This window comes from Murinocardiopsis flavida (assembly GCF_003014485.1).
Classification (GTDB): domain Bacteria; phylum Actinomycetota; class Actinomycetes; order Streptosporangiales; family Streptosporangiaceae; genus Murinocardiopsis; species Murinocardiopsis flavida.
The window spans coordinates 195,018-214,630 of sequence record NZ_PYGA01000005.1; the positions used below are offsets into that span (position 1 = coordinate 195,018).

General features: G+C 73.6%; 16 protein-coding genes. 12 read left to right on the forward strand and 4 right to left on the reverse strand.

Translation table 11 applies throughout. The features are described 5' to 3' along the window. Positions 1-74 precede the first annotated feature (74 nt). Both CLV63_RS09570 and CLV63_RS09575 read right to left on the reverse strand, forming a co-directional pair. Positions 75-995, reverse strand: coding sequence for a universal stress protein (locus CLV63_RS09570; RefSeq protein WP_106582580.1), 921 nt, complete (start codon positions 993-995; stop codon positions 75-77). A gap of 385 nt (positions 996-1,380) precedes the next feature. After that, the gene (locus CLV63_RS09575; protein ID WP_106582581.1) at positions 1,381-3,495 is read right to left on the reverse strand and encodes a HelD family protein; all 2,115 of its coding nucleotides are present in this window, start codon (positions 3,493-3,495) and stop codon (positions 1,381-1,383) included. A 454-nt stretch (positions 3,496-3,949) separates the two neighbouring features. Here CLV63_RS09575 and CLV63_RS09580 point away from each other — a divergent pair, with 454 nt between their 5' ends. From CLV63_RS09580 to CLV63_RS09605, 6 genes are all read left to right on the forward strand, one after another. Next, positions 3,950-4,675 (forward strand): MIP/aquaporin family protein, encoded by a 726-nt coding sequence (locus CLV63_RS09580; RefSeq protein WP_106582582.1) that lies wholly within the window; start codon positions 3,950-3,952, stop codon positions 4,673-4,675. Between the two features lie 154 nt (positions 4,676-4,829). Next, positions 4,830-5,195, forward strand: a complete 366-nt coding sequence (locus tag CLV63_RS09585) for a hypothetical protein (protein WP_106582583.1) — start codon at positions 4,830-4,832, stop codon at positions 5,193-5,195. Continuing rightward, complete coding sequence (locus CLV63_RS09590; RefSeq protein ID WP_106582584.1) at positions 5,188-5,628, forward strand: hypothetical protein; 441 nt, start codon at positions 5,188-5,190, stop codon at positions 5,626-5,628. The genes CLV63_RS09585 and CLV63_RS09590 overlap by 8 nt, the downstream gene beginning before the upstream one ends. 27 nt (positions 5,629-5,655) lie before the next feature. Beyond that, a complete protein-coding gene (locus CLV63_RS09595) occupies positions 5,656-6,507 on the forward strand; it encodes a sulfurtransferase (RefSeq protein ID WP_106582585.1) in 852 nt (283 codons plus the stop codon). A 425-nt stretch (positions 6,508-6,932) separates the two neighbouring features. Further along, positions 6,933-8,699: a trypsin-like peptidase domain-containing protein gene (locus tag CLV63_RS09600; protein WP_106582586.1), complete on the forward strand. Its 1,767-nt coding sequence runs from the start codon at positions 6,933-6,935 to the stop codon at positions 8,697-8,699. A gap of 510 nt (positions 8,700-9,209) precedes the next feature. Continuing rightward, complete coding sequence (locus CLV63_RS09605; RefSeq protein ID WP_106582587.1) at positions 9,210-10,484, forward strand: glycosyltransferase; 1,275 nt, start codon at positions 9,210-9,212, stop codon at positions 10,482-10,484. A 43-nt stretch (positions 10,485-10,527) separates the two neighbouring features. Here the strand turns inward: CLV63_RS09605 and CLV63_RS09610 are convergent, their stop codons facing one another. Beyond that, on the reverse strand, positions 10,528-11,589 hold the full coding sequence (locus CLV63_RS09610; protein ID WP_170134188.1) for a DMT family transporter: 1,062 nt from the start codon (positions 11,587-11,589) through the stop codon (positions 10,528-10,530). A gap of 608 nt (positions 11,590-12,197) precedes the next feature. Next, positions 12,198-12,641 carry a MarR family winged helix-turn-helix transcriptional regulator gene (locus CLV63_RS09615; RefSeq protein WP_245928681.1) on the reverse strand — a complete coding sequence of 148 codons (444 nt, stop codon included), beginning with the start codon at positions 12,639-12,641 and terminating at the stop codon, positions 12,198-12,200. 253 nt (positions 12,642-12,894) lie between these two features. Here CLV63_RS09615 and CLV63_RS09620 point away from each other — a divergent pair, with 253 nt between their 5' ends. Genes CLV63_RS09620 through mnhG form a run of 6 tightly spaced genes read left to right on the forward strand, consistent with a single transcriptional unit; the run spans position 12,895 to position 19,595 of the window. Continuing rightward, positions 12,895-15,837 (forward strand): Na+/H+ antiporter subunit A, encoded by a 2,943-nt coding sequence (locus tag CLV63_RS09620; RefSeq protein WP_106582698.1) that lies wholly within the window; start codon positions 12,895-12,897, stop codon positions 15,835-15,837. Continuing rightward, positions 15,834-16,652, forward strand: coding sequence for a Na(+)/H(+) antiporter subunit C (locus tag CLV63_RS09625; RefSeq protein ID WP_106582588.1), 819 nt, complete (start codon positions 15,834-15,836; stop codon positions 16,650-16,652). The genes CLV63_RS09620 and CLV63_RS09625 overlap by 4 nt, the downstream gene beginning before the upstream one ends. Next, complete coding sequence (locus CLV63_RS09630; protein WP_106582589.1) at positions 16,653-18,326, forward strand: Na+/H+ antiporter subunit D; 1,674 nt, start codon at positions 16,653-16,655, stop codon at positions 18,324-18,326. Then, positions 18,323-18,931: a Na+/H+ antiporter subunit E gene (locus tag CLV63_RS09635; RefSeq protein WP_106582590.1), complete on the forward strand. Its 609-nt coding sequence runs from the start codon at positions 18,323-18,325 to the stop codon at positions 18,929-18,931. The genes CLV63_RS09630 and CLV63_RS09635 overlap by 4 nt, the downstream gene beginning before the upstream one ends. 5 nt (positions 18,932-18,936) lie before the next feature. After that, complete coding sequence (locus CLV63_RS09640; RefSeq protein WP_342751374.1) at positions 18,937-19,227, forward strand: monovalent cation/H+ antiporter complex subunit F; 291 nt, start codon at positions 18,937-18,939, stop codon at positions 19,225-19,227. 5 nt (positions 19,228-19,232) lie between these two features. Then, positions 19,233-19,595: a monovalent cation/H(+) antiporter subunit G gene (mnhG, locus tag CLV63_RS09645; RefSeq protein ID WP_106582699.1), complete on the forward strand. Its 363-nt coding sequence runs from the start codon at positions 19,233-19,235 to the stop codon at positions 19,593-19,595. Positions 19,596-19,613 lie beyond the last annotated feature (18 nt).

Consider the following 19,613-nt stretch of genomic DNA (forward strand, 5'->3'; position numbering starts at 1 on the left):
CCGCCGGCTGTGCGCCACCATGCCCTCAGGCGGTCGACGAGGCGGCCGCCGTGCGCCGGGCGGGGGGTGCCCTTTCAGCGGACCACCGCCACCGGCCCCGACGCGCCGTGCATCACCGACTGGCTGACCGAGCCCAGCAGCAGGCCGCGGAACCCGCCGCGGCCGCGGGAACCGATGACGATCAGGTCGGCGGGGCTCGCGACGTCCAGCAGCGCGACCACCGGGTGGCCCCGCTCGATGCGGACCTCGACCGCCACGTCGGGATGGGCGTCGCGCGGCCCGCTCAGCGCCTCCTCGACGGTCAGGCGCGCGTTCTCCGCGATCGCCTCGTCGTCGAAGACCTCGGCCGGCACCGGCCCCATCGACGACGCGAACGCGGTCATGGGCTGCCACGCGCAGACCGCGACCAGCGTGGCGCCGCGCCGCGCCGCCTCGGTGAACGCGAACCCCAGTGCGCGCCCCGACGGCTCCGACCCGTCGACGCCGACCACCACGCGGCCCTTGACGCCCTTGGCCGCCTCGTGCTGCTTGGGCAGGACGACGACCGGCACCGGCGAGTGCGCCGCCAGTTCGACGCCCACGGAGCCGACGAAGGCGGAGGCGAAACTGCTGAGCCCGCGCGACCCCACGACGACCGCCGCGGCGTCGGGCTGCTCCGCGGCGTGCAGCAGTGCCACGGCCGCGCGCTCGCGCACCAACTGCGGCTCGACGGGCAGTTCGGGGTAGAGCCGGGCGATCCAGTCGCGGGCGTAGTCGAGGAGGGCGCGGGCGTGCTTGACCGGCCGGCGTTCCCCCGCTTCGGGCGTCCGCAGGAAGTCGGCGAAGGGGCCGTCCTCCTCCTCGGGTGAGACCGCGGTGATGACGCGCAGCCCGAACCCGCGCAGGTCGGCTTCATGCGCCGAGAACTCCAGCGCGTATCGGCTGGAGTCGGAGCCGTCCACCCCGACGACCACCCAGCGGGTCTCGGGATTCTCGCCTGTCGTATGGCCGGTCATCTGCCCTTCCTCACTCTCGACTGCTCCATCGGCGCGGCGCGGCGGCGACCGCCTCGCCCTCGTCCCACTTCTACACCGCCGATACGGCGGCCGGTCGGACCGCCGCCCACTTTGCCGAGAGGCGGCGGCAGCCGGTAACCGATCCGATCGGCGGCGACGGTGGCCGCCCTACCCGGGAATCCGGACTCAATCCCGGGCGGCCCGACTCCCATTGGGCAGGTCCCTCGCCGATCCTTACGTCATGGGCTTCTCTCAGCCGCGGATGGAACTTCGGCATTCCCGGGTCGGTCCGCCCGCTGGGCGGCCCGACCCCGAAAGGCCGAAACTCCACCCAGCGGTGAGAGAACCGCTTCGTCATGGCCGGCGGGGTCGGCCCGATGCGGGCTCAGCGCAGGGGATCGGGGAGCGGCTCGGCGTGCACGACGTGCAGCACGCTCACCGCCCGCGTCAGCACCACGTACAGGCGGTGCAGGCCCCGCGGTTCGGCCGCGGCGATGCGCGCCGGCTCGGCCACCACCACCGCGTCGAACTCCAGCCCCTTCGCCAGGGACGCCGGGACGCACACCAGGCGGTCGGCCCCCAGCGCAGCCCCGTCCCCGCCCAGCACGCCGACGGCGAACCCCGCTCCGGCCAGCTCCGCGTGCAGGCCCGCGATGTCGCCGTCGGCCGCGATGAGTCCCACCGACCCCTCCCCGTCGAGGGCCTCCGCACACGCCTCGGCCACCGACGCCGCGAACGCCTCGGCGCCGACCGCGCTCACCCGCAGCGACCCCGCGGCCCGCCGCACCGCGACCGGCGCCCCCAGCCCGGGCGCGATCACCGGCAGCAGCCGCGCCGCGAACTCGATCACCTGCGCCGGGACCCGGTACCCCCGCTCCAGCACCGCGACCACGCCCTCGGGCTTGCCCAGGTGGCCCAGCACCGCGGTCCAGTCCGAGGCCGCGCCGGGGCTCGTCCCCTGCGCGACGTCGCCCAGCACCGTGCACGACCCCGAACCCGCCCTGCGCCCGATGGCCCGGCACTGCATCGGGCTCAGGTCCTGCGCCTCGTCGACCACCACATGGCCCAGGCCGCTCTGCCGCTCGATCAGGTCGGCCGCCTCGTCGATCAGCGCCAGATCGGCCACCGACCACGGCGCCGACCGCACCCCCCGCGGCCGCCGCCCCCACGCGACGGCGGCCTGCTCGTCGGCGTCGAGCACGCCCTCGGCGGCCCGCGCCAGCCGGTGCGCGTCGCCCAGCAGGCCCCACACCAGCTTCACCGGGTCGGCCTTGGGCCACATCGCCGCCACCGCGGCCTTCACCTCGCGCGTGCGGCGCACCTGCGTGTGCGTGCGGTCGTCGCACACCTCGCCTGCGGCCTCCATGCGGGTCAGGACCTCGTGCGCGATGCGGTGCGCCAGCATCTCGCGCCCGGCGCCGTAGGACACACCCCGCTGCCGCAGCTCCGCGAGCAGTCCGGCCAGCTCCTCCGGGTACAGCCGCCACCGCCGGGCACCGCGCTGGACGACCAGGGTCTCGGCCGGTTCGACGGGCAGCGACCACAGGTCCCGCCGGATCACCTCCGCCATCCGCGCGTCGCCCTTAATCCGCGCCGTCTCCGGCGGGTCCGTCCCCCGCACCGGCACCCGCCCCAGCAGCTCCTCGACCGTTGCCTGGCCCACCTGCACCTCGCCCAGCGCCGGCAGCACGTTGGCGATGTAGGACAGGAACGACCGGTTCGGCCCGATCACCACGACCCCGCTGCGGCTCAGCCGCGCCCGCTCGCTGTACAGCAGGTACGCCACCCGGTGCAGCCCCACCGCGGTCTTGCCCGTGCCGGGCGCCCCCTGCACGCAGACCGTCCGCTCCAACGGGGCGCGCACCAGGTCGTCCTGCTCCGGCTGGATCGTCGCCACGATGTCGCGCATCGGCCCCGACCGCGGCCGCTCGATCTCCGCGGCGAGCAGCCCGCCCGCGACCCCGGCCGGGGCCGGTTCCGCCACCGGCTCGTCCTCGTACGCCGTCAGCCGCGCACCGCCGTCGAAGCCGTAGCGCCGCCGCGACCGCACACCCATGGGTGACGCCGGGCTCGCGCGGTAGAACGCCACCGACACCGGCGCGCGCCAGTCGAGCACCATGGCGCGGCCCTGGTCGTCGTGCACGTGGCGGCGGCCGATGTGCACCCGGTCGGCGTCGCCGCCGGTGTCGGTGTCCGGGCCGGTCTCGGCGCCGTCCTCGAAGACGGTGCCCGGCTCGAAGTCCAGGCGGCCGAAGAACAGCGGGACGTCGGGCAGCGCGGCCAGCTGCTCGGCGCGGGTGCGGCGCGCGCGGCGCAGCACCTCGTTGGTGAACTTGTCGGCGACGGCGTCGCCGAGCGCGGTCTCCGTGGCGAGCACTTCGTCGCGCATGCGGCGCAGCGCCTCGCGGGACGCCGCGAGGTGGGCGCGCTCGGCGCGGATCTCGGGGTCGGCGGGGGTGTCGGGAGGGGTGTCGGCGGGCGTGACGGACCCATGGGACATGGCGCACCTCAGGGATCGGCGGCGGGAAGGGACAATTCGGGCGGCGGGCGCGGGTCCCGCCCCGGACTGCCCGTCCGGTTCGTGCCGATCCTCTGCGCGCAGCGTTCAACGCCGCCGTGACAGCAAACAAAGAACCCTAGCGCCCCGGCGATCCCGGGGCAACAGCAGATCCGGGAGCGATATCGAACCGAGCCGCGCCGCAGCGCGGCGGCATTCGCAACCGTCTTGGGACTTCCCTGACCGAAGCGCCCTGAACTGCACGGGAACCCCTCTGGAACGCAACGGTCCGGCCATGGACGGAAATGCGCTCTGGCGTTCCCGCAGTGGATCGTGCAACAGTTCGATAAACCGGGCCGTAGACAGCATTGCGCGCAATGAAACGCCGGTTTCGGGGGTATTCGTTTCCTATTTCCGGCTTCGGCACTCGGAGGTCAGTGTGGACCCAACACCAGCAATGATTCTGGTCGGCGAGATCATGGGAACGGCGATTCTCATCCTGTTCGGCAACGGTGTAGGCGCCGCCGTCAGCCTGAACAAGTCCAAGGCGAAGGAAGCCGGCTGGGTCGTCGTCACGTTCGGGTGGGGTTTCGGCGTCCTCGCCGGTGCCTACGCGTCCAACCCGCTCTCCGGCGGGCACATCAACCCGGCGGTCACCCTCGGCAAGGCCATCGAGGGCAGCACGGCGTGGGCCGACGTGCCGGTCTACATCCTCGCCCAGATGATCGGCGCGATCCTCGGTGCCGCACTGGTGTGGCTGACCTACCTCGGCCAGTTCCGCGAGTCCCCGGGCCCCTACCTCGGCGTCTTCGCCACGGCACCCGAGATCCGCAACCCGGTCCAGAACCTCACCACCGAGATCATCGCGACCTTCGCCCTGGTCATGGTGGTGATCGCCACGGGGTACGGCGACAACACCGGCCTCGGCGAATCCGGTACCGCGGTGCTGATCGTCGCGCTCCTGGTCGTCGGTATCGGCATGTCGCTCGGCGGGCCCACGGGCTACGCCATCAACCCGGCGCGCGACCTCGGCCCGCGCATCGCGCACGCGCTGCTCCCGCTCAAGGGTCCGAAGGACTCCGACTGGGGCTACTCCTGGGTGCCCGTCGTCGGCCCGATGATCGGGGCCGCGCTCGCGGGGCTCGTGGCCCTCGGCGCCTACTCGCTGGTCCCGGCCGCCTGACCGGCCGCAGACCGACCTCGGCACCGGAGTTGGGGCCGTACCCCGGACACCGGGGTGCGGCCCCCCGCTCTTTCGGACCCTCGCGCGGCCCCTCCGGCTCGTCGTAGATAATCGGCAACGGAGGGTACCGGCGACGACGGGACGGAGGCCGCGCATGGTCCAGGGCCTGACCACCACCATCGAACTGGTGTCCCTGGCGATCGCCGCGTGGTGCCTGGTCTCGACCTTCCGCGACCGGCCCATGGTCGTGCCGCACCTGGTCGCCATGGCGGTCCTCGAACTGCTGCTGATCGCGCAGGTCGTCGTCTCGATCACGATGCTCGTCGGCGGCGCCCGGCCGCCCGACACCGCCACCTTCGTCGCCTACCTCGCCACCGCCGCACTGGTGCCGCCGGCCTGCGCCGTGTGGGGATTCATGGACCGCAGCCGGTGGGGCCCCGCCGTCATCGCGTTCGCGTGCCTGATCCTGCCGGTCCTGATGGTGCGCCTCGAACAGCTCTGGAGCCCCGGCATTGGCTGACAGCCCCGCCGCACCGACCCCGCCGCTCAGCCGCAGCGGGCCCGGGCGGGTGCTCGTCGCGGTCTACGCCGTGTTCGCGCTCGCCGCCACCGCGCGCGCCGCGGTGCAGATCGCCACCCGGTTCGACGAGGCCCCGGTCGCCTACCTGCTCTCGGCGCTGGCCGGGATCATCTACATCGTCGCCGCCGTCGGCATCGCCCGCTCCGGCCGCACCTCGCACACCGTCGCGGCGGTGTCGTGCGCCGTGGAGCTCGCCGGGGTGCTCGCCGTGGGCGCGCTCAGCCTCGCCTACCCCGCTGTGTTCCCCGACGACACCGTCTGGTCCCGGTTCGGCAGCGGGTACGTGTTCATCCCGCTCGTGCTGCCCGTTCTCGGGCTGCTGTGGCTGCGGCACGTGCGCCGCGCGGAGCGCGCCCCGCGGGTGCGGCGGTAGGGCGGCGGGCCCGTATATCCTGCGGCCATGCCGAACCCGCCGAACGTCTCCGACCTGCCCATCGTCGTCGGCGCCGCATGGCTGGCCGAGCACATCGGCGAGGTCGTGCCCGTCGACACCCGCTGGTACCTCGACGGCCGGTCCGGGCGCGACGCCTACCTCGCCGGGCACCTGCCCGGGGCGGTCCACGCCGACGTCGACACCGACCTCGCCGCCCCCGCCACCCCCGAGGGCGGCCGCCATCCGCTGCCGGAACCCGGCGAGTTCGCGGCGGCGCTGGGCCGCCTCGGCATCGGCGACACCACGCCCGTCGTCGCCTACGACGACGCCGGCGGCTCCGTCGCGGCGCGCCTCGTGTGGATGCTGCGGGCGCTCGGCTCGCCCGCAGCGATCCTCGACGGCGGCATCCAGGCGTGGCCCGGCCCGACCGAGCAGGGCGCCGCTGCACCGAAACCCCGGCGGCGCACGCCGAAGGCGTGGCCCGCCGACCGGATCGCCGACCTCGCCCACGTGCGCGCCGCGGGCACCGACCCCGCCGCTCTGCTCGTCGACGCCCGCGCCCGCGACCGCTACACCGGCGCGGCACCGGCGCCGGTCGACGCCCGCCCCGGCCACATCCCCGGCGCGCGCAGCGCCGAATGGCAGGGCAACCTCGGCCCAGACGGGCGGTTCGCGGCGCCCGAGGTCCTGCGCGCGCGCTTCGACGCCCTCGGCGCCGGCGGCGCGGCGTCCATCACCGCCTACTGCGGTTCGGGCGTGACCGCGTGCCACACCCTGCTCGCGCTGGAGCGCGCCGGGTTCACCGGCGCGCGGCTGTACCCCGGGTCCTTCAGCGCCTGGGGCCCCGACCGCTCCCTGCCGGTCGAGACCGGCGGCTGACCCCCGGCGGCAGACTCCCGACGCCTGGGGTGCCGCCGGATGCGGCGCCCCGCACGCGTGCGGTGGACACCGCGTGGCCAGTCGGATGTCGGGTTAGTGAGCGGCCACGCGGTGGATCGTGTGCGGGGGGTGCTGGTCCCATCGTCGGCCACCACGGGCCCAACGGTGCGACGACGCGCCGTGACGTGCGAAGACACGCCGAGACGCGCGACGGCGGGGTGCGTATCCGCGGCGGCGCGGCCGACTCGAAACCGTGCCTAGACGCCGTCTCACCGCTCTCTAACCTTGCCCGGCGATCCTTGCTGGCATAACGACAAAGGGACCGGCGGGCGCCACGTCCGCCGAAACCGGGCGGGACCTCGCGTCGGCACCACAGAGGCCACGGCACCGACCGGCCCGCAACGAACATTCGCCCGGAGGAACTCATGAGCGCAACCGGCCCCGACGACGGCGCCCCGCACGAGGGCTCGGAGCGCGATCTCCGGCCCCGGCCCGACGGCGCGCCCGCCGACCCCGGTGCGGCCGAGCAGCAGGCCGCCCACCAGGACGAGCAGCACCCCGGTGCGGCTCCGGAGCCGCACGGCGGCCCCGCCGCCGACACCACCGCGACCTTCGAGACCCCGGCCGGTCCCACGGCCGACCTTCCGGCCGCTCCCCCCGCCGGGGCCCCGCAGCCGCCCGGGCCCGAAGCGGCGGCGGTCGACCCCCCGGCCGCCGCGGGCGGCCCCGAGCACTCGCCCGTTCCCGAACGGCCTTACCACCAGCACCCGCCCGCCCCCGAGGGCGCGGCCGCCCACCAGGGCGGGTACCCCGCCGAGCCGTGGGGCGCCGCGTCCGGCCCGCAGTTCGCCGGGGCCGCGCCGGGCGGGCCGCCGCCGCACGGCGCACCGCCCGGCGGCGGCGACCAGCCCCCGCTCCCGCCGCACGCCGCCTTCGGCTTCGGACCCGGCGGACCCGGCGGACCCGGCGGACCCGGCGGACCCGGCGGGCCCGAGCCGGCGCCGCAGCCGAGGCGGTGGAGCAACCGCCGCGTCCTCGGCGTCGCCGCCGCCACGGCCCTGGTCACCAGCCTGATCGTGGGCCCGGCCGCCGCCGTCGCCACCAACCAGCTCCTCGGCGGCGGTTTCGGCCCGGTCGGGCGGTCGCTGTCCGGCGAGCCGTCCAACAACGTCTCGGCCGGCAACTTCAGCAAGGTCGCCGAAGCGGTCATGCCGAGCGTCGTCTCGGTGCAGTCCGGCGACTCCGGCGGGAGCGGCGTCGTCATCAGCTCCGACGGCCAGATCCTCACCAACAGCCACGTCGTGGGGTCCGAGAAGGACGCCGACCTCGCCGTGGAGTTCAGCGACGGCAGCCAGGCGAAGGCCGAGGTCCTCGGCACCGACCCAGTGTCCGACCTCGCCGTCATCAAGGCCGAGGACCGCTCCGACCTCACCCCCGCTGCGCTCGGCAACTCCGACAAGGTCGAGGTCGGCGCGAACGTCGCCGCCATCGGCTCGCCCCTGGGCCTCTCCGGCACCCTGACCACCGGGGTCATCAGCGCACTCGACCGGCCCGTCAACACCGGTCCGACCGGGCCGGAGGAGGGCCCCGGGCAGCAGCAGGATCCGGGCCTGCCGTTCGCCCCCGGCCCCGGCCCCGAGAAGGAGCAGCAGCCCGAGAAGGAGCCGAAGCCCACCACCTCGACCGTCATCAACGCCTTGCAGACCGACGCGCCCATCAACCCCGGCAACTCCGGCGGCGCCCTGGTCAACGGCAGCGGCGAGGTCATCGGCATCAACACCGCCATCGCCGGGACTAGCGGCAGCCCCACCGGGGGCGCCTCCGGCTCCATCGGCCTGGGCTTCGCCATCCCGATCAACCACGCCAAGCCCATCGCCGAGCAGCTCATCAAGAACGGGTCGGCCGAGTACGCGGCGATCGACGCCACCATCAGCCCCAACTCCGGCGGCAAGGCCGGTGCGGCGGTCGTCGACGTCGAGTCCGACGGCGCCGCCGATAAGGCCGGCCTGCGCAAGGGCGACGTCATCACCGAGATCGGCGACGAAGGCGTCGGCGACCCCGACGTCCTCATCGCGAACATCCGCTCGCACCAGCCGGGCGACAAGGTGGCGCTCACCGTGCAGCGCGACGGCAAGGAGCAGAAGGTCGAGGTCGTCCTCTCCGCCCAGTCCTCGGAGAAGATGGGCGGCTGACCCCGCCCGCCGTGCGGCGTCGGGCCCCGCGGACCCGTCCGCGGGGCCCGACACCGTCAGCTTGACGGGTGCGGGGGCGCTGCACGGCCCTGGCGCCCTCAGGCGAGGGGGTGGGTTACCGTCGCGGATGCGAAGCACCCGGCGGCGGCCACCCTCTCTGGCCGCCGGATGCTCCGCACTCCCCTACTGCGCCCGCTTCGCGGAGTGTCGCGCAGCGGGGCCCGCGGCGGCGGCCTTCCACGTCGCGGGGATGAGGGTGATCGTAAGAAGGACCGGGCTCCTCACGTCAACGGATTTGTCGCGGACCCCGGTCCGCGTCCGTCCGGGGCGGGGGTACTGCGCGCGGCCGACCCCGGACACGCCCGCGCAGTGCGCTGCGCCGCCCGGTGCCGCAGAGTAGTGTTCGCGGCACCGCATCCTCGCCGTTCGACCCGGCACGCCCGCCTCCGCGCCGGCACGCGGCCGCCATGCGGTGCGCTCCCGTCCCTGCGCCGACCGGAGGACCACACCATGGCCGTGCACATCCCGCCGTCCCGTCCCCGGACCCCGCCGCACGGCGTTCGGGGGCCGGCCCCGCACCCCGTGCGCCGCCGCGCGGGGCTGCGGGTCCTCATCGGCACCGACACCTACCCGCCCGACGTCAACGGCGCGGCCTACTTCACCGCGCGCCTGGCCCGCGGGCTCTCCCAACGGGGTGTCGACGTGCACGTCCTGTGCCCGTCGCCCGACGGCCCGCCGCAGGTCGTGCGGTGCGACGGCGTCGTCGAGCACCGGCTGCGCTCCATGTCCTCGCTCGTGCACGAGAGCGTGCGGCTGCCCCTCCCGCCCGGTGTCGGCGGGCACCTCGACCGCCTGCTGTCCCGGTTGCGGCCCGACGTCGTCCACGTCCAGAACCACTTCATCGCCGGGCGGATGCTGCTGCGCGCGGCCCGCAGCAGGGACGTCCCGGTGCTCGCCACCAACCACTTCATGCCGGAGAACCTGTTCGACTACCTGAAGGTGCCGGCCCCGCTGCGCCGCGGCATGTCCGCGTTCGCCTGGCACGACTTCTGCCGGGTCCTCGGCGCGGTCGACCACATGACGACGCCGACCCGCACGGCGGCGCGGCTGCTCCTCGACAAGGGCTTCGAGCAGCCGGTCGAAGCGGTGTCGTGCGGCATCGACCTCGGCCGCTTCCGGCCCCTGGGCGACGAGGCGCGCGACGAGCTCCGCGCCCTGCTGGGCATCCCCGACCGGCCCACGATCGCGTTCGTCGGCAGGCTCGACGCCGAGAAGCACATCGACGACCTGATCAGCGCGCTCCCCATGGTCCGCCCCGACGACGCCCAGCTCGTCATCGCCGGCGTGGGCGCGCAGCGGCAGCGGCTGGCGCGCCTCGCCGAGAGCGAGGGCGTCGCCGGGCGCGTGCGGTTCCTCGGCTTCGTCCCCAACGACGACCTGCCGTCCGCGTACCGCGCGGCCGACGTGTTCGCCATCGCGGGCACGGCGGAGTTGCAGAGCATCGCGACCCTGGAGGCGATGGCGAGCGGGCTGCCCATCGTCGCCGCGAACGCCATGGCGCTCCCGCACCTGGTCCAGGCGGGGCACAACGGATACCTCTACCCGCCCGGCGACACCCCCGCGCTGGCGGCGCACCTGAGCCGGATCCTGACCGCGCCGACCGCGCGGCGCGACCGGATGGGCCGGGCCAGCCGCACCATGGCGGCCGTCCACGACCACGAGAACTCTGTCGCGCGGTTCGAGGGGATCTACCGGGAGCTGGCCCGGGCGCACGCCGGCCGCTGAGCGGGCCCGGTACGCGGCGGGGCGCCCGTGCGGGGCGCGGGGCTCAGTAGGAGCGCCCGGGTTCGGCGCGCTGCCGCCGGGCCGCCGCGCGGCCGGCCGGTGCGCGCGGGCCGGTGCGCGCCTGCCCGGCCTCGGTGCGTACCGCGGTGCGGGGGGCGGAATCAGCGGCGGCGGGGTCGCCGGCGTCCGGTTCGGCGGCGGGCCGCTCGGCGGCCTCGCCGTCCTCGTCGTCGGCGCTGTCGAGCAGCGGGACGGTCACCGCGGCCTTCGCCGGCCGGGTGGACTTGGCGAGGGTGACCGTGCCGGCCATGATCACGGCGGTGGCGACCGCCGCGATGACGCCGTTCATCGGGCCCTCGGGCAGCGGCTCGCCGAAGAACGCCACCCCGATGATCCCCGCAGTGATCGGGTCGCTGATGAGCAGGGTCGCGTAGGCGAGCGCGAAGTGGTGGGTGCGGTAGGCGTTCTGCACGACGAGGGCGCCGCACAGCCCGACGACCAGCGCGACGGCGGTCAGCGGGCGGACGATGTTCAGCGGGTCCTCCAGCACCCCCAGGCCTATGACGCGGGCCAGCGCCGAGGTCACCGCGTAGGCGACGCCGCCGCCCAAGGCGAGGGTCCACGCCTGCACGGCGTCGCCGCTGTAGCGGGCGATGGCGAGGCACGCGAGGAGGACCAGGAGGGCCACACCGGGCAGCATCGACAGGGCGGGATGCTCGAAGTCGGGGGTCTCGGTGTGGTACGGCAGCACGCTGAGCAGGCTGACGAGTCCCACCGTGACGGCGAGCGAGCCGACGACCTGCGACCGGCTGAGCTTGCGCTTGTGGAAGAACGCCGACAGCACCACGGCGAACAGCAGCCCGCTCATGTTGATGGGCTGGATGACGGTCAACGGGGCGTGGCCCAGCGCCCACATGTGCGCGCCGACCCCGCTCACGGTGAGCGCCGTGCCGACCAGCCACCGCGGGCTGTGGGCGAGGTGCCGGAGCAGTCGGAACTGGCTGATCCCCGAGGTGGGAGCGGTGATCACCGTGCGCTCCTGGAGGGCCGCGCCGGCCGCGACGGCCAACGCGCCCGCGACAGCAGCGGCGATGGCCCACGACATTGACCAGCCCCTTGCCTGACTCGTTCCGGACGCGCGCGAACGGCCGCCCTGTGATCTGTCACTGTGCGAGGTTCTCGCCCGGCGTGGGAACGCCGGGCCGGCGCTGTCCGCTCGGCGCGCCCGCGGCGCACCATTACGGCAGAGCCGAATCGTCGAAACGGGACAAAGGGAGCCTACCTACTCCCGAAGGTCACCGCAGCCGGGCCGACCAGCCCTGGAGCGACCCGCCTACCACCGGATACCGCGTGTGCCGACGGCCACCGCCGCAGCGAAAGGCCGCAGAACATGGCATATGCCACATTAGGGGCAGTGTACGCCGACCAGCGGGTTACCGGTGAATCCGTGGCCGTCGCAGTCTAGCCCCGAACACAAGTCGCGAGGTCGCCGCGCGACAGCGCCCCTGCGCAGCCCCTGTGCACAGGCCCGCGGCCGCACGGCGAAGGCTGCCGCTCCGCGCGAAGCGCAAGCGGCACGAAACACCACGGCCCGCCTCGACCGCCAGACCCCGGACACAGACCCGCCACCCGAGGTGGACCAGGACTTGCGGAATCACTCCAACCTGGTGTCGCCGTCACCATGAGCGCGGCCGGATGCCGCGCGGGCGGTGCTCACATGGTGTCGACCACGTCGCGCATGCTGCGGAGCAGCTCGATCAGTGCCGGCCGCAGCGCGGGGTCGACCCCGTCGAACAGCTGGTGCTGGCGCGCGCGCAGCCCCGCCCAGCACTCGTCCAGGGCAACGGCGCCCTCGTCGGTGAGGGTGATGACGGTGATCCGCTCGTCCTCGTCGGAGCGGCGGCGCCGCACCGCGCCCTTGCGTTCGAGCTGCTGGAGCATGCGGGTCGCCGATGGCGACGCGATACCCGCCGCCGCGGCGATCGTGCCGACGGTCGGGCGCCGCTGGGCGCGGACGGTCTCCAGCAGCAGCGCCTGCGGAAGGGTGAGCTTCGGTGCGTCGGCGACCGTGCTGCGCGCGCGGGCGTGCGCCACCGCGTTCATGAGATCACCCCAGGCGTGCAGGAATTCGGTGAACTCCGGATCCTCGCGCGACATTCCCGCTGCCCCCGTCTCCGCCGCCCAAACCCTTTAGGTAGCCTAGACATCAGATAGCCAAGCTACCTAAAACCCCGATAAGCCGCGCTGACCCGGCCCCGCGGTCCGCCCGGAGCACCGCGGCCTCCCCGGGAAACGGCGCAGGGCGGCCTAGGGTTGCCGGTGCGCCCGTGCGCTCAGCGCGCATACGTGCCGTCCGAACCGGCCGGACCGAAATACACGGCCCGCAAAAGGGGGAGCAGGTTTGACGTCGCTGGTGGTCGCGCATTTCGTGGCCGCGACACTAGCCCCGCTGCTAGTGCGCTGGTGGGGCCGGAACGCCTTCCTCGTCCTCGCCCTCGTCCCCGGTGCCACCGCCCTGTGGGCGCTGGTGCGCGCCCCGGCGGTCGTCGCTGGGCGGCCGGTCGCCGAGTCGTACCCCTGGGCGCCGGAGTTCGGGCTGACCCTCGCGTTCCGCATGGACGTGCTCGGCCTGGTCATGACCTTGATCGCGGCCGGTATCGGCGCACTGATCCTGGTCTACTGCGCGCGCTACTTCACCGACGACGAACCGGGGCTCGGCAGGTTCGCCGGGGTCCTCACCGGCTTCGCCGGGGCCATGCTCGGCCTGGTCCTCGCCGACGACATGATCCAGCTCTTCATCTACTGGGAGCTGACCACCGTCTTCTCCTACCTGCTCATCGGCCACTACACCGAGCGCAAGAAGAGCAGGCGGGCGGCGACCACCGCGCTGACCGTGACCACGCTGGGCGGGCTCGCCATGCTGGTGGGCGTCATCATGCTCGGCGAGACCACGGGCACCTACATCATCTCCGAGCTGCTCGCCGACCCGCCCGGAGCGAGCGCGCTCGTCGGTACCGCGCTGGTGCTGATCCTGATCGGGGCGCTGTCGAAATCGGCGCTGACCCCGTTCAGCCTGTGGCTGCCGGCCGCCATGCAGGCGCCCACCCCCGTCAGCGGCTACCTGCACGCCGCGGCCATGGTCAAGGCCGGAGTGTACCTGATCGCACGGTTCACCCCCGCGTTCGGCGACTTCGCGGTATGGCAGGCCGTCACCATCGTGTTCGGGCTGGTCACGATGGTGCTCGGCGGCTGGAAGGCGCTGCGGCAGTACGACCTGAAGCTGCTCCTCGCCTACGGCACCATCAGCCAGCTCGGCTTCCTCACCGCGCTGCTCGGCGCCGGCACCCGCAACGCGGCGCTCGCGGGGCTCGCCATGCTGTGCGCGCATGCCCTGTTCAAGGCCGCGCTGTTCCTGCTCGTCGGCATCATCGACCACGGCACGGGAACGCGCGACCTGCGCGAACTGTCGGGCCTGCGCCGGTCGATGCCCGCCGTGTTCTGGGTGTCGGCCGTTGTCCTGGCGTCCATGGCCGGGCTGCCGCCGACAGCGGGCTTCGTGGCGAAGGAGGCGGCGTTCGGGGCCTTCGGCAACGGCGGGCTGTGGGAGACCGCCGCGCTGGCGGGCATGGTCGTCGGCTCGGTGCTCACGGTCGGCTACTCGCTGCGCTTCCTGTGGGGCGCGTTCGCGACGAAGCCCGGCACCGCCGCGACTCCGGTGCACGCCCCCGACCCGCTGTTCCTCGCCCCCGCCGCGATCCTCGCCGCGCTGAGCCTGATCGGCGGGCCGCTGGCGGCGCTCGTCGACCCGGTGGCAGCGGTCTACGCCGACTCCGTCCCCTGGACCGGCGGCGCCGGCGCCGAGCACCTGCTGCTGTGGCACGGCTTCGAGGTCCCGCTGCTGCTCTCGGTCCTGTGCGTGCTGGGCGGGTTCGCGCTGTTCGGCGTGCGCGGCCGGGTCGAGTGGCTGGGCGCGCGGTGGGCCCTGATCGACCCCGACCGCCTCTTCCGCCGCTTCCTCGCCTGGTTCGACACGTTCGCCGTCCAGGTCACCGGCGCCACCCAGCGCGGGTCGCTGCCCATCTACCTGGGCACCACCCTGGTCGTGCTGGTCGTGGTGTGCGCCGCCGCGATCATCCGCGGGGAGCTGTGGGAGATCCCCGCACCGCCCATCCGGGTGTGGGACACCCCGTTGCAACTGCTGCCCGCCACCGTCATCGCCGTCGCGGCACTGTGGACGCTGCTGGTCCGCCGCCGCCTCTTCGCGGTGATCCTGGTGGGGCTCACCGGCTACGGGACCGCCTCGCTGTTCGTGCTCCAGGGCGCCCCCGACATCGCCCTCACCCAGTTCCTCGTCGAGACCATCAGCCTCGTCGTGTTCGTGCTGGTGCTGCGGCGCCTCCCCAGCCGGTTCTCGACGCCGACCCTGCGCGGCCGCCGCATCTGGAACCTGCTGGTCGGCGCCGCGATGGGCGCGTTCGTCGCGTCCATCGCCTACTTCGCCCTCGCCGGCCGCCAGGCGGAGTCGGTCTCCAGCGGCTTCCCCGCCGCGGCGGAGGAGGCCGGCGGCAAGAACATCATCTCGGTGATCCTGGTCGACCTGCGCGCCTGGGACACCATGGGCGAGATCTCGGTGCTCGCCGTCGCGGCGGCCGGCGTCGCGAGCCTGATGTTCGTCCGCCGCCGCACGTCCACCGCGCGGACCCGCCTGGTCGACCCGGCGCTCCCCCAGCTCGGCGTGCACACCCCCATCAGCCCGGCGCCGCCGTCGGGCGGCACCGCGTGGCAGCCCGTCGGCCTCGCGTCGGCGGGCAACCTGCTGCGGGTCCAGCACCGGTGGAACCCCCTGTGGCTGCCCGGCGCCGAGGCCCTCAGCGAGGAGCGGCGCTCGATCATCTTCGAGGTGATCGCCAGGATGCTGTTCCCCGTCATCATGCTGCTCTCCGTGTACCTGCTGTTCACCGGGCACACATCGGTCGGCGGCGGGTTCGCCGGGGGGATCGTGGCCGGGCTCGGGCTGATGGTGCGCTACCTCGCCGGCGGCCGGTTCGAGCTCTACGCGTCCGTCCGCGCCCAGCCCGGCGCCCTGATCGGCTTCGGCCTGGTCATCGCCCTGGGCACCGCCGTCGGCGGCGCGGTGTTCGGCACCGAGATCCTGGAGGGCGCGGTGTGGGAACCGCACGTCCCCCTCCTCGGCCACCTGCACCTGACCAGCTCGCTGATCTTCGACTTCGGGGTGTACCTCCTGGTGATCGGGTTGGTCCTGGACATCCTGCGCAGCCTCGGGGCGCGCATCGACGAGCAGCTCGACCGCGAGGCCGAACGCGAGGCCGCGGCAGAGGAGGTCAGCGCGTGAACGACACACCGACCCTCGTCCTGGTGGCCGTCGTCGGGGTCCTCGTCGCCAGCGGTGTGGTGCTGCTGCTCGAACGCAGCCTGACCCGCATCCTGCTCGGCGTCATCCTCATGGGCAACGGCGTCAACCTGATGCTGCTGTCGACGGGCGGCGCGGCGGGCGGCCAGCCGCTGCTCGGGTCCACCCCCGAGAACGAGATGTCCGATCCGCTGCCGCAGGCCATGATCCTCACGGCGATCGTCATCACCCTGGGGGTGACCGCGTTCCTCCTCGCGATGGCGCACCGCAGCTGGCAGCTCCAGGGCAACGACGAGGTGCAGGACGACGCCGAGGACCGCCGGATCGTCCTCGGCGGCGGCCGCGTCGAGCTGCGCCACCGGATCCGCGCCCAAAAGCGCGACCTGCGCCGCCAGATCGAGGAGCAGCGGACGCAGATGCAGCGGCAGATGGACGCCGAGGACGAGCGCGAGGCGGCGGAGCGCGACGAGATCCGCAGCGAGATCGCGCAGGCGAAGGCCGACCTCCGCGCGTGCATGGCCGACGAGGACCGTTACGGGACGGAGCAGGCCGCCAGGTACATGCTCGACCGCAAGCGCAACGTCCGGGAACAGGTCGCCGCCTACCAGGCGCGGGTCGACAAGGCCAGGGGCAGCCTGAAGGAGCACGTGCGCGCCGACCGCGAGGCGGAACGGGAACTGCACCGGGAGCTGCGGCAGAACATCCGCAGGCAGAAGCGCGAGCTGCGGCGGGCCATCCGCTCCGAGCGCGAACGGCTCGCCCGCGCCGAGGACAGCGACATGCAAGGAGCCGACTAGATGCACGACTTCCTGCATTACCTGGTCCCGCTGCCCGTCGTGCTCCCGCTGCTCAGCGCCGGCGCGAAGCTCGCCGCCGGTGTCCGCTTGCAGCGCGTCCAGCGGGTGGTCAGCGTCGCCACCCTCGCCGCCGTGCTGCTCATCGGGATCACCCTGCTGATCGGGACCGACCTGTACGGCCCGCAGGTCGTGCACGTCGGCGGCTGGGGCGCGCCCATCGGCATCGCGCTGGTGGCCGACCGCCTCTCGGCGCTCATGGTGACCGTGTCCGCCGCCATCACCCTGGCCGTGCTGGTGTACTCCATCGGCCAGGGCATGGCCGACGAGGACGAGGTCGCGCCGCTCGCCGTGTACCACCCGACGTTTCTGATCCTGGTCGCCGGGGTGTCCAACGCGTTCCTCGCCGGCGACCTGTTCAACGTCTACGTGGGCTTCGAGATCCTGCTCACGGCGAGCTACGTGCTGCTGACCCTCGGCGGCACGCAATCGCGCATCCGGGCGGGCGCCACCTACGTGGTGGTGTCGCTGCTGTCCTCCGTCATCTTCCTGGTCGGGATTGGCGCCGCCTACGCGGCCACCGGCACGGTGAACATGGCGCAGCTCGGCGTGCGGCTCGCGGACATCCCCGAGGAGCTGCGCCTGGTCCTCCAGGTGATGCTGCTGACGGCGTTCGCCATCAAGGCCGCCGTGTTCCCGCTGTCGGCGTGGCTGCCCGACTCCTACCCGACCGCCCCCGCGCCGGTCACGGCGGTGTTCGCCGGGCTGCTCACCAAGGTCGGGGTCTATGCGATGATCCGCACCCAGACCCTGCTGTTCCCCGGCGGGCAGGTCGACGAGCTGCTGATGTGGGTGGCGCTGGCGACCATGGTCGTCGGCATCATCGGCGCCGTCGCGCAGACCGACATCAAGCGCCTCCTGTCGTTCACCCTCGTCAGCCACATCGGGTACATGGTCTTCGGGATGGCGCTCGGCAGCCAGCTGGGCCTGGCCGGAGCGGTGTTCTACGTCGCCCACCACATCACCGTGCAGACCACATTGTTCCTGGTCACCGGGTTGATCGAGCGCCGGGGCGGCAGCACGTCAATGGACGACCTGGGGGGCTTGGCGAAGCTGTCGCCGCTCGTCGCGGTGCTGTTCTTCATCCCCGCGATGAACCTGGCGGGCATCCCGCCGTTGTCGGGCTTCCTCGGCAAGCTCGGCCTCATGCAGGCCGGCGTGCAGCTCGGCGGGCCCCTCGCCTACACGCTCGTCGCCGGGTCCGTGCTGACCAGCCTGCTCACGCTGTACGCGATCGCGCGAGTGTGGAACTACGCGTTCTGGCGCGCCCCGGCCGAGGGCGCCGTCGCCGAGCCGGGGACCGTGCTGGAGACCTCGGAGGAGGAGTCGCCGACCTCGGCGTTCGGCCCCGGCGAGGCCATGGGGCCGTCGTCGCGGGTGCGCGCGCCCGGCGTCCGCACCGTCAGCGGACGCGCCGCGACCCTCGGCGGGCGCACCATCACCACTTCCGCCACGTTCCCGCGCACCATGCTGGTGGCGACGGTGGGGCTGGTCGCCATGGGCATCGCCTTCACCGTGTTCGCCGGGCCGCTCATCGGCTTCAGCGACCGCGCGGCAGAGGAGCTGCTGGAGCGGGCCCCCTATATCGACGCGGTCTTTCCCGGAGGGACCTCATGAGCCGCCCCGACGGACCGCAGCGGCCGCCCCTGAGCTTCGCCGTGGGGCGCCGCGTCATCCAGCTGCCGCTGGTGGCGTCGCTGCTCGTGGTGTGGGTGCTGCTGTACGGCGAGCTGTCGCCGGCGGTGGTGGCGTCCGGCCTGGCCGTGGCGGTGGCGATCGTCTGGGTGTTCCCGCTGCCTGCGGTGGACACCGGGCTGCGGCTGCGCCCCTACGGCCTGCTGGTGTTCGCCGCGCACTTCGCGGTGGACCTGGTGGCCGCGAGCGCGCGCGTCGTCCGCACCGCGTTCGCGTTCGGGCGCACCCCGCGCAGCTCGGTCATCGCGGTGCCCCTGCGCACCGAGTCCGACGTGCTGCTCACGGGGACCGCCATCACGGTCTCCGTCATCCCCGGCAGCGTGATCGTGGAGGTCCGCTACGCCACCTCGACACTGTTCGTGCACGCGCTCGACGTGCAGGACCGCGATGCCGCCGACGCCGCCCGCCGCGACGTGCTCCGCGTGGAGGAGCGGGTGACGAAGGCGTTCGGCACCCGCGCCGACATCAGACGGCTCGAGGAGAAGGCGGCGCTGGAACACGCGCTCGACGACGGGGAGGTCCTGTGAGCATCATGTGGATCGCGATCGCGCTGCTGCTCAGCGCGGCCACGCTGCTGAGCATGGTCCGGCTGCTGCTCGGCCCGTCGATCCTGGACCGCTCCATCTCGCTGGACGTGCTGCTGGCCTGCGCCATCGCCGGGATCGGCGCGTACGGCGCCTATCACCGCGAGGCCTCGGTGCTGCCGATCCTGCTGGTGCTCGCTCTCCTCGGGTTCGTCGGCTCGGTGAGCGTGTCGCGGTTCGTCGCGAAGCAGGAGAAATCGGCCCCGCCGGAACCGCTCGAAGACGTGGAGGACCGGTGAGCACCATGGAGACCGTCCTGGAGTGGGTCGCGCTGGGCTGCCTGCTCGGCGGGGCGCTGCTGTCCTTCGCCGCCGGTGTGGGGCTGGTGCGGTTCCCCGACCTGCTCTCGCGGCTGCACACCGCCGCGAAGCCGCAGATCCTCGGGCTGATACTGATCCTGATCGGGATCGGCCTGCGGCTGGCGCCGGACCCCCAGGTGGGGATCCTGCTGCTGGTCGCCCTCTTCCAGCTGCTGACGGTGCCGGTGGCGGCGCACATCGCCGGCCGGGTGACCTACCGGACGTCCCGGGTCCGCCGCGACCTGCTGGTCATCGACGAGCTCCGCGACCAGCTCGACGAGGACAAGGCGGGGCCCGAACAGCGCTGAGGCCCCGCACGGCGGTGC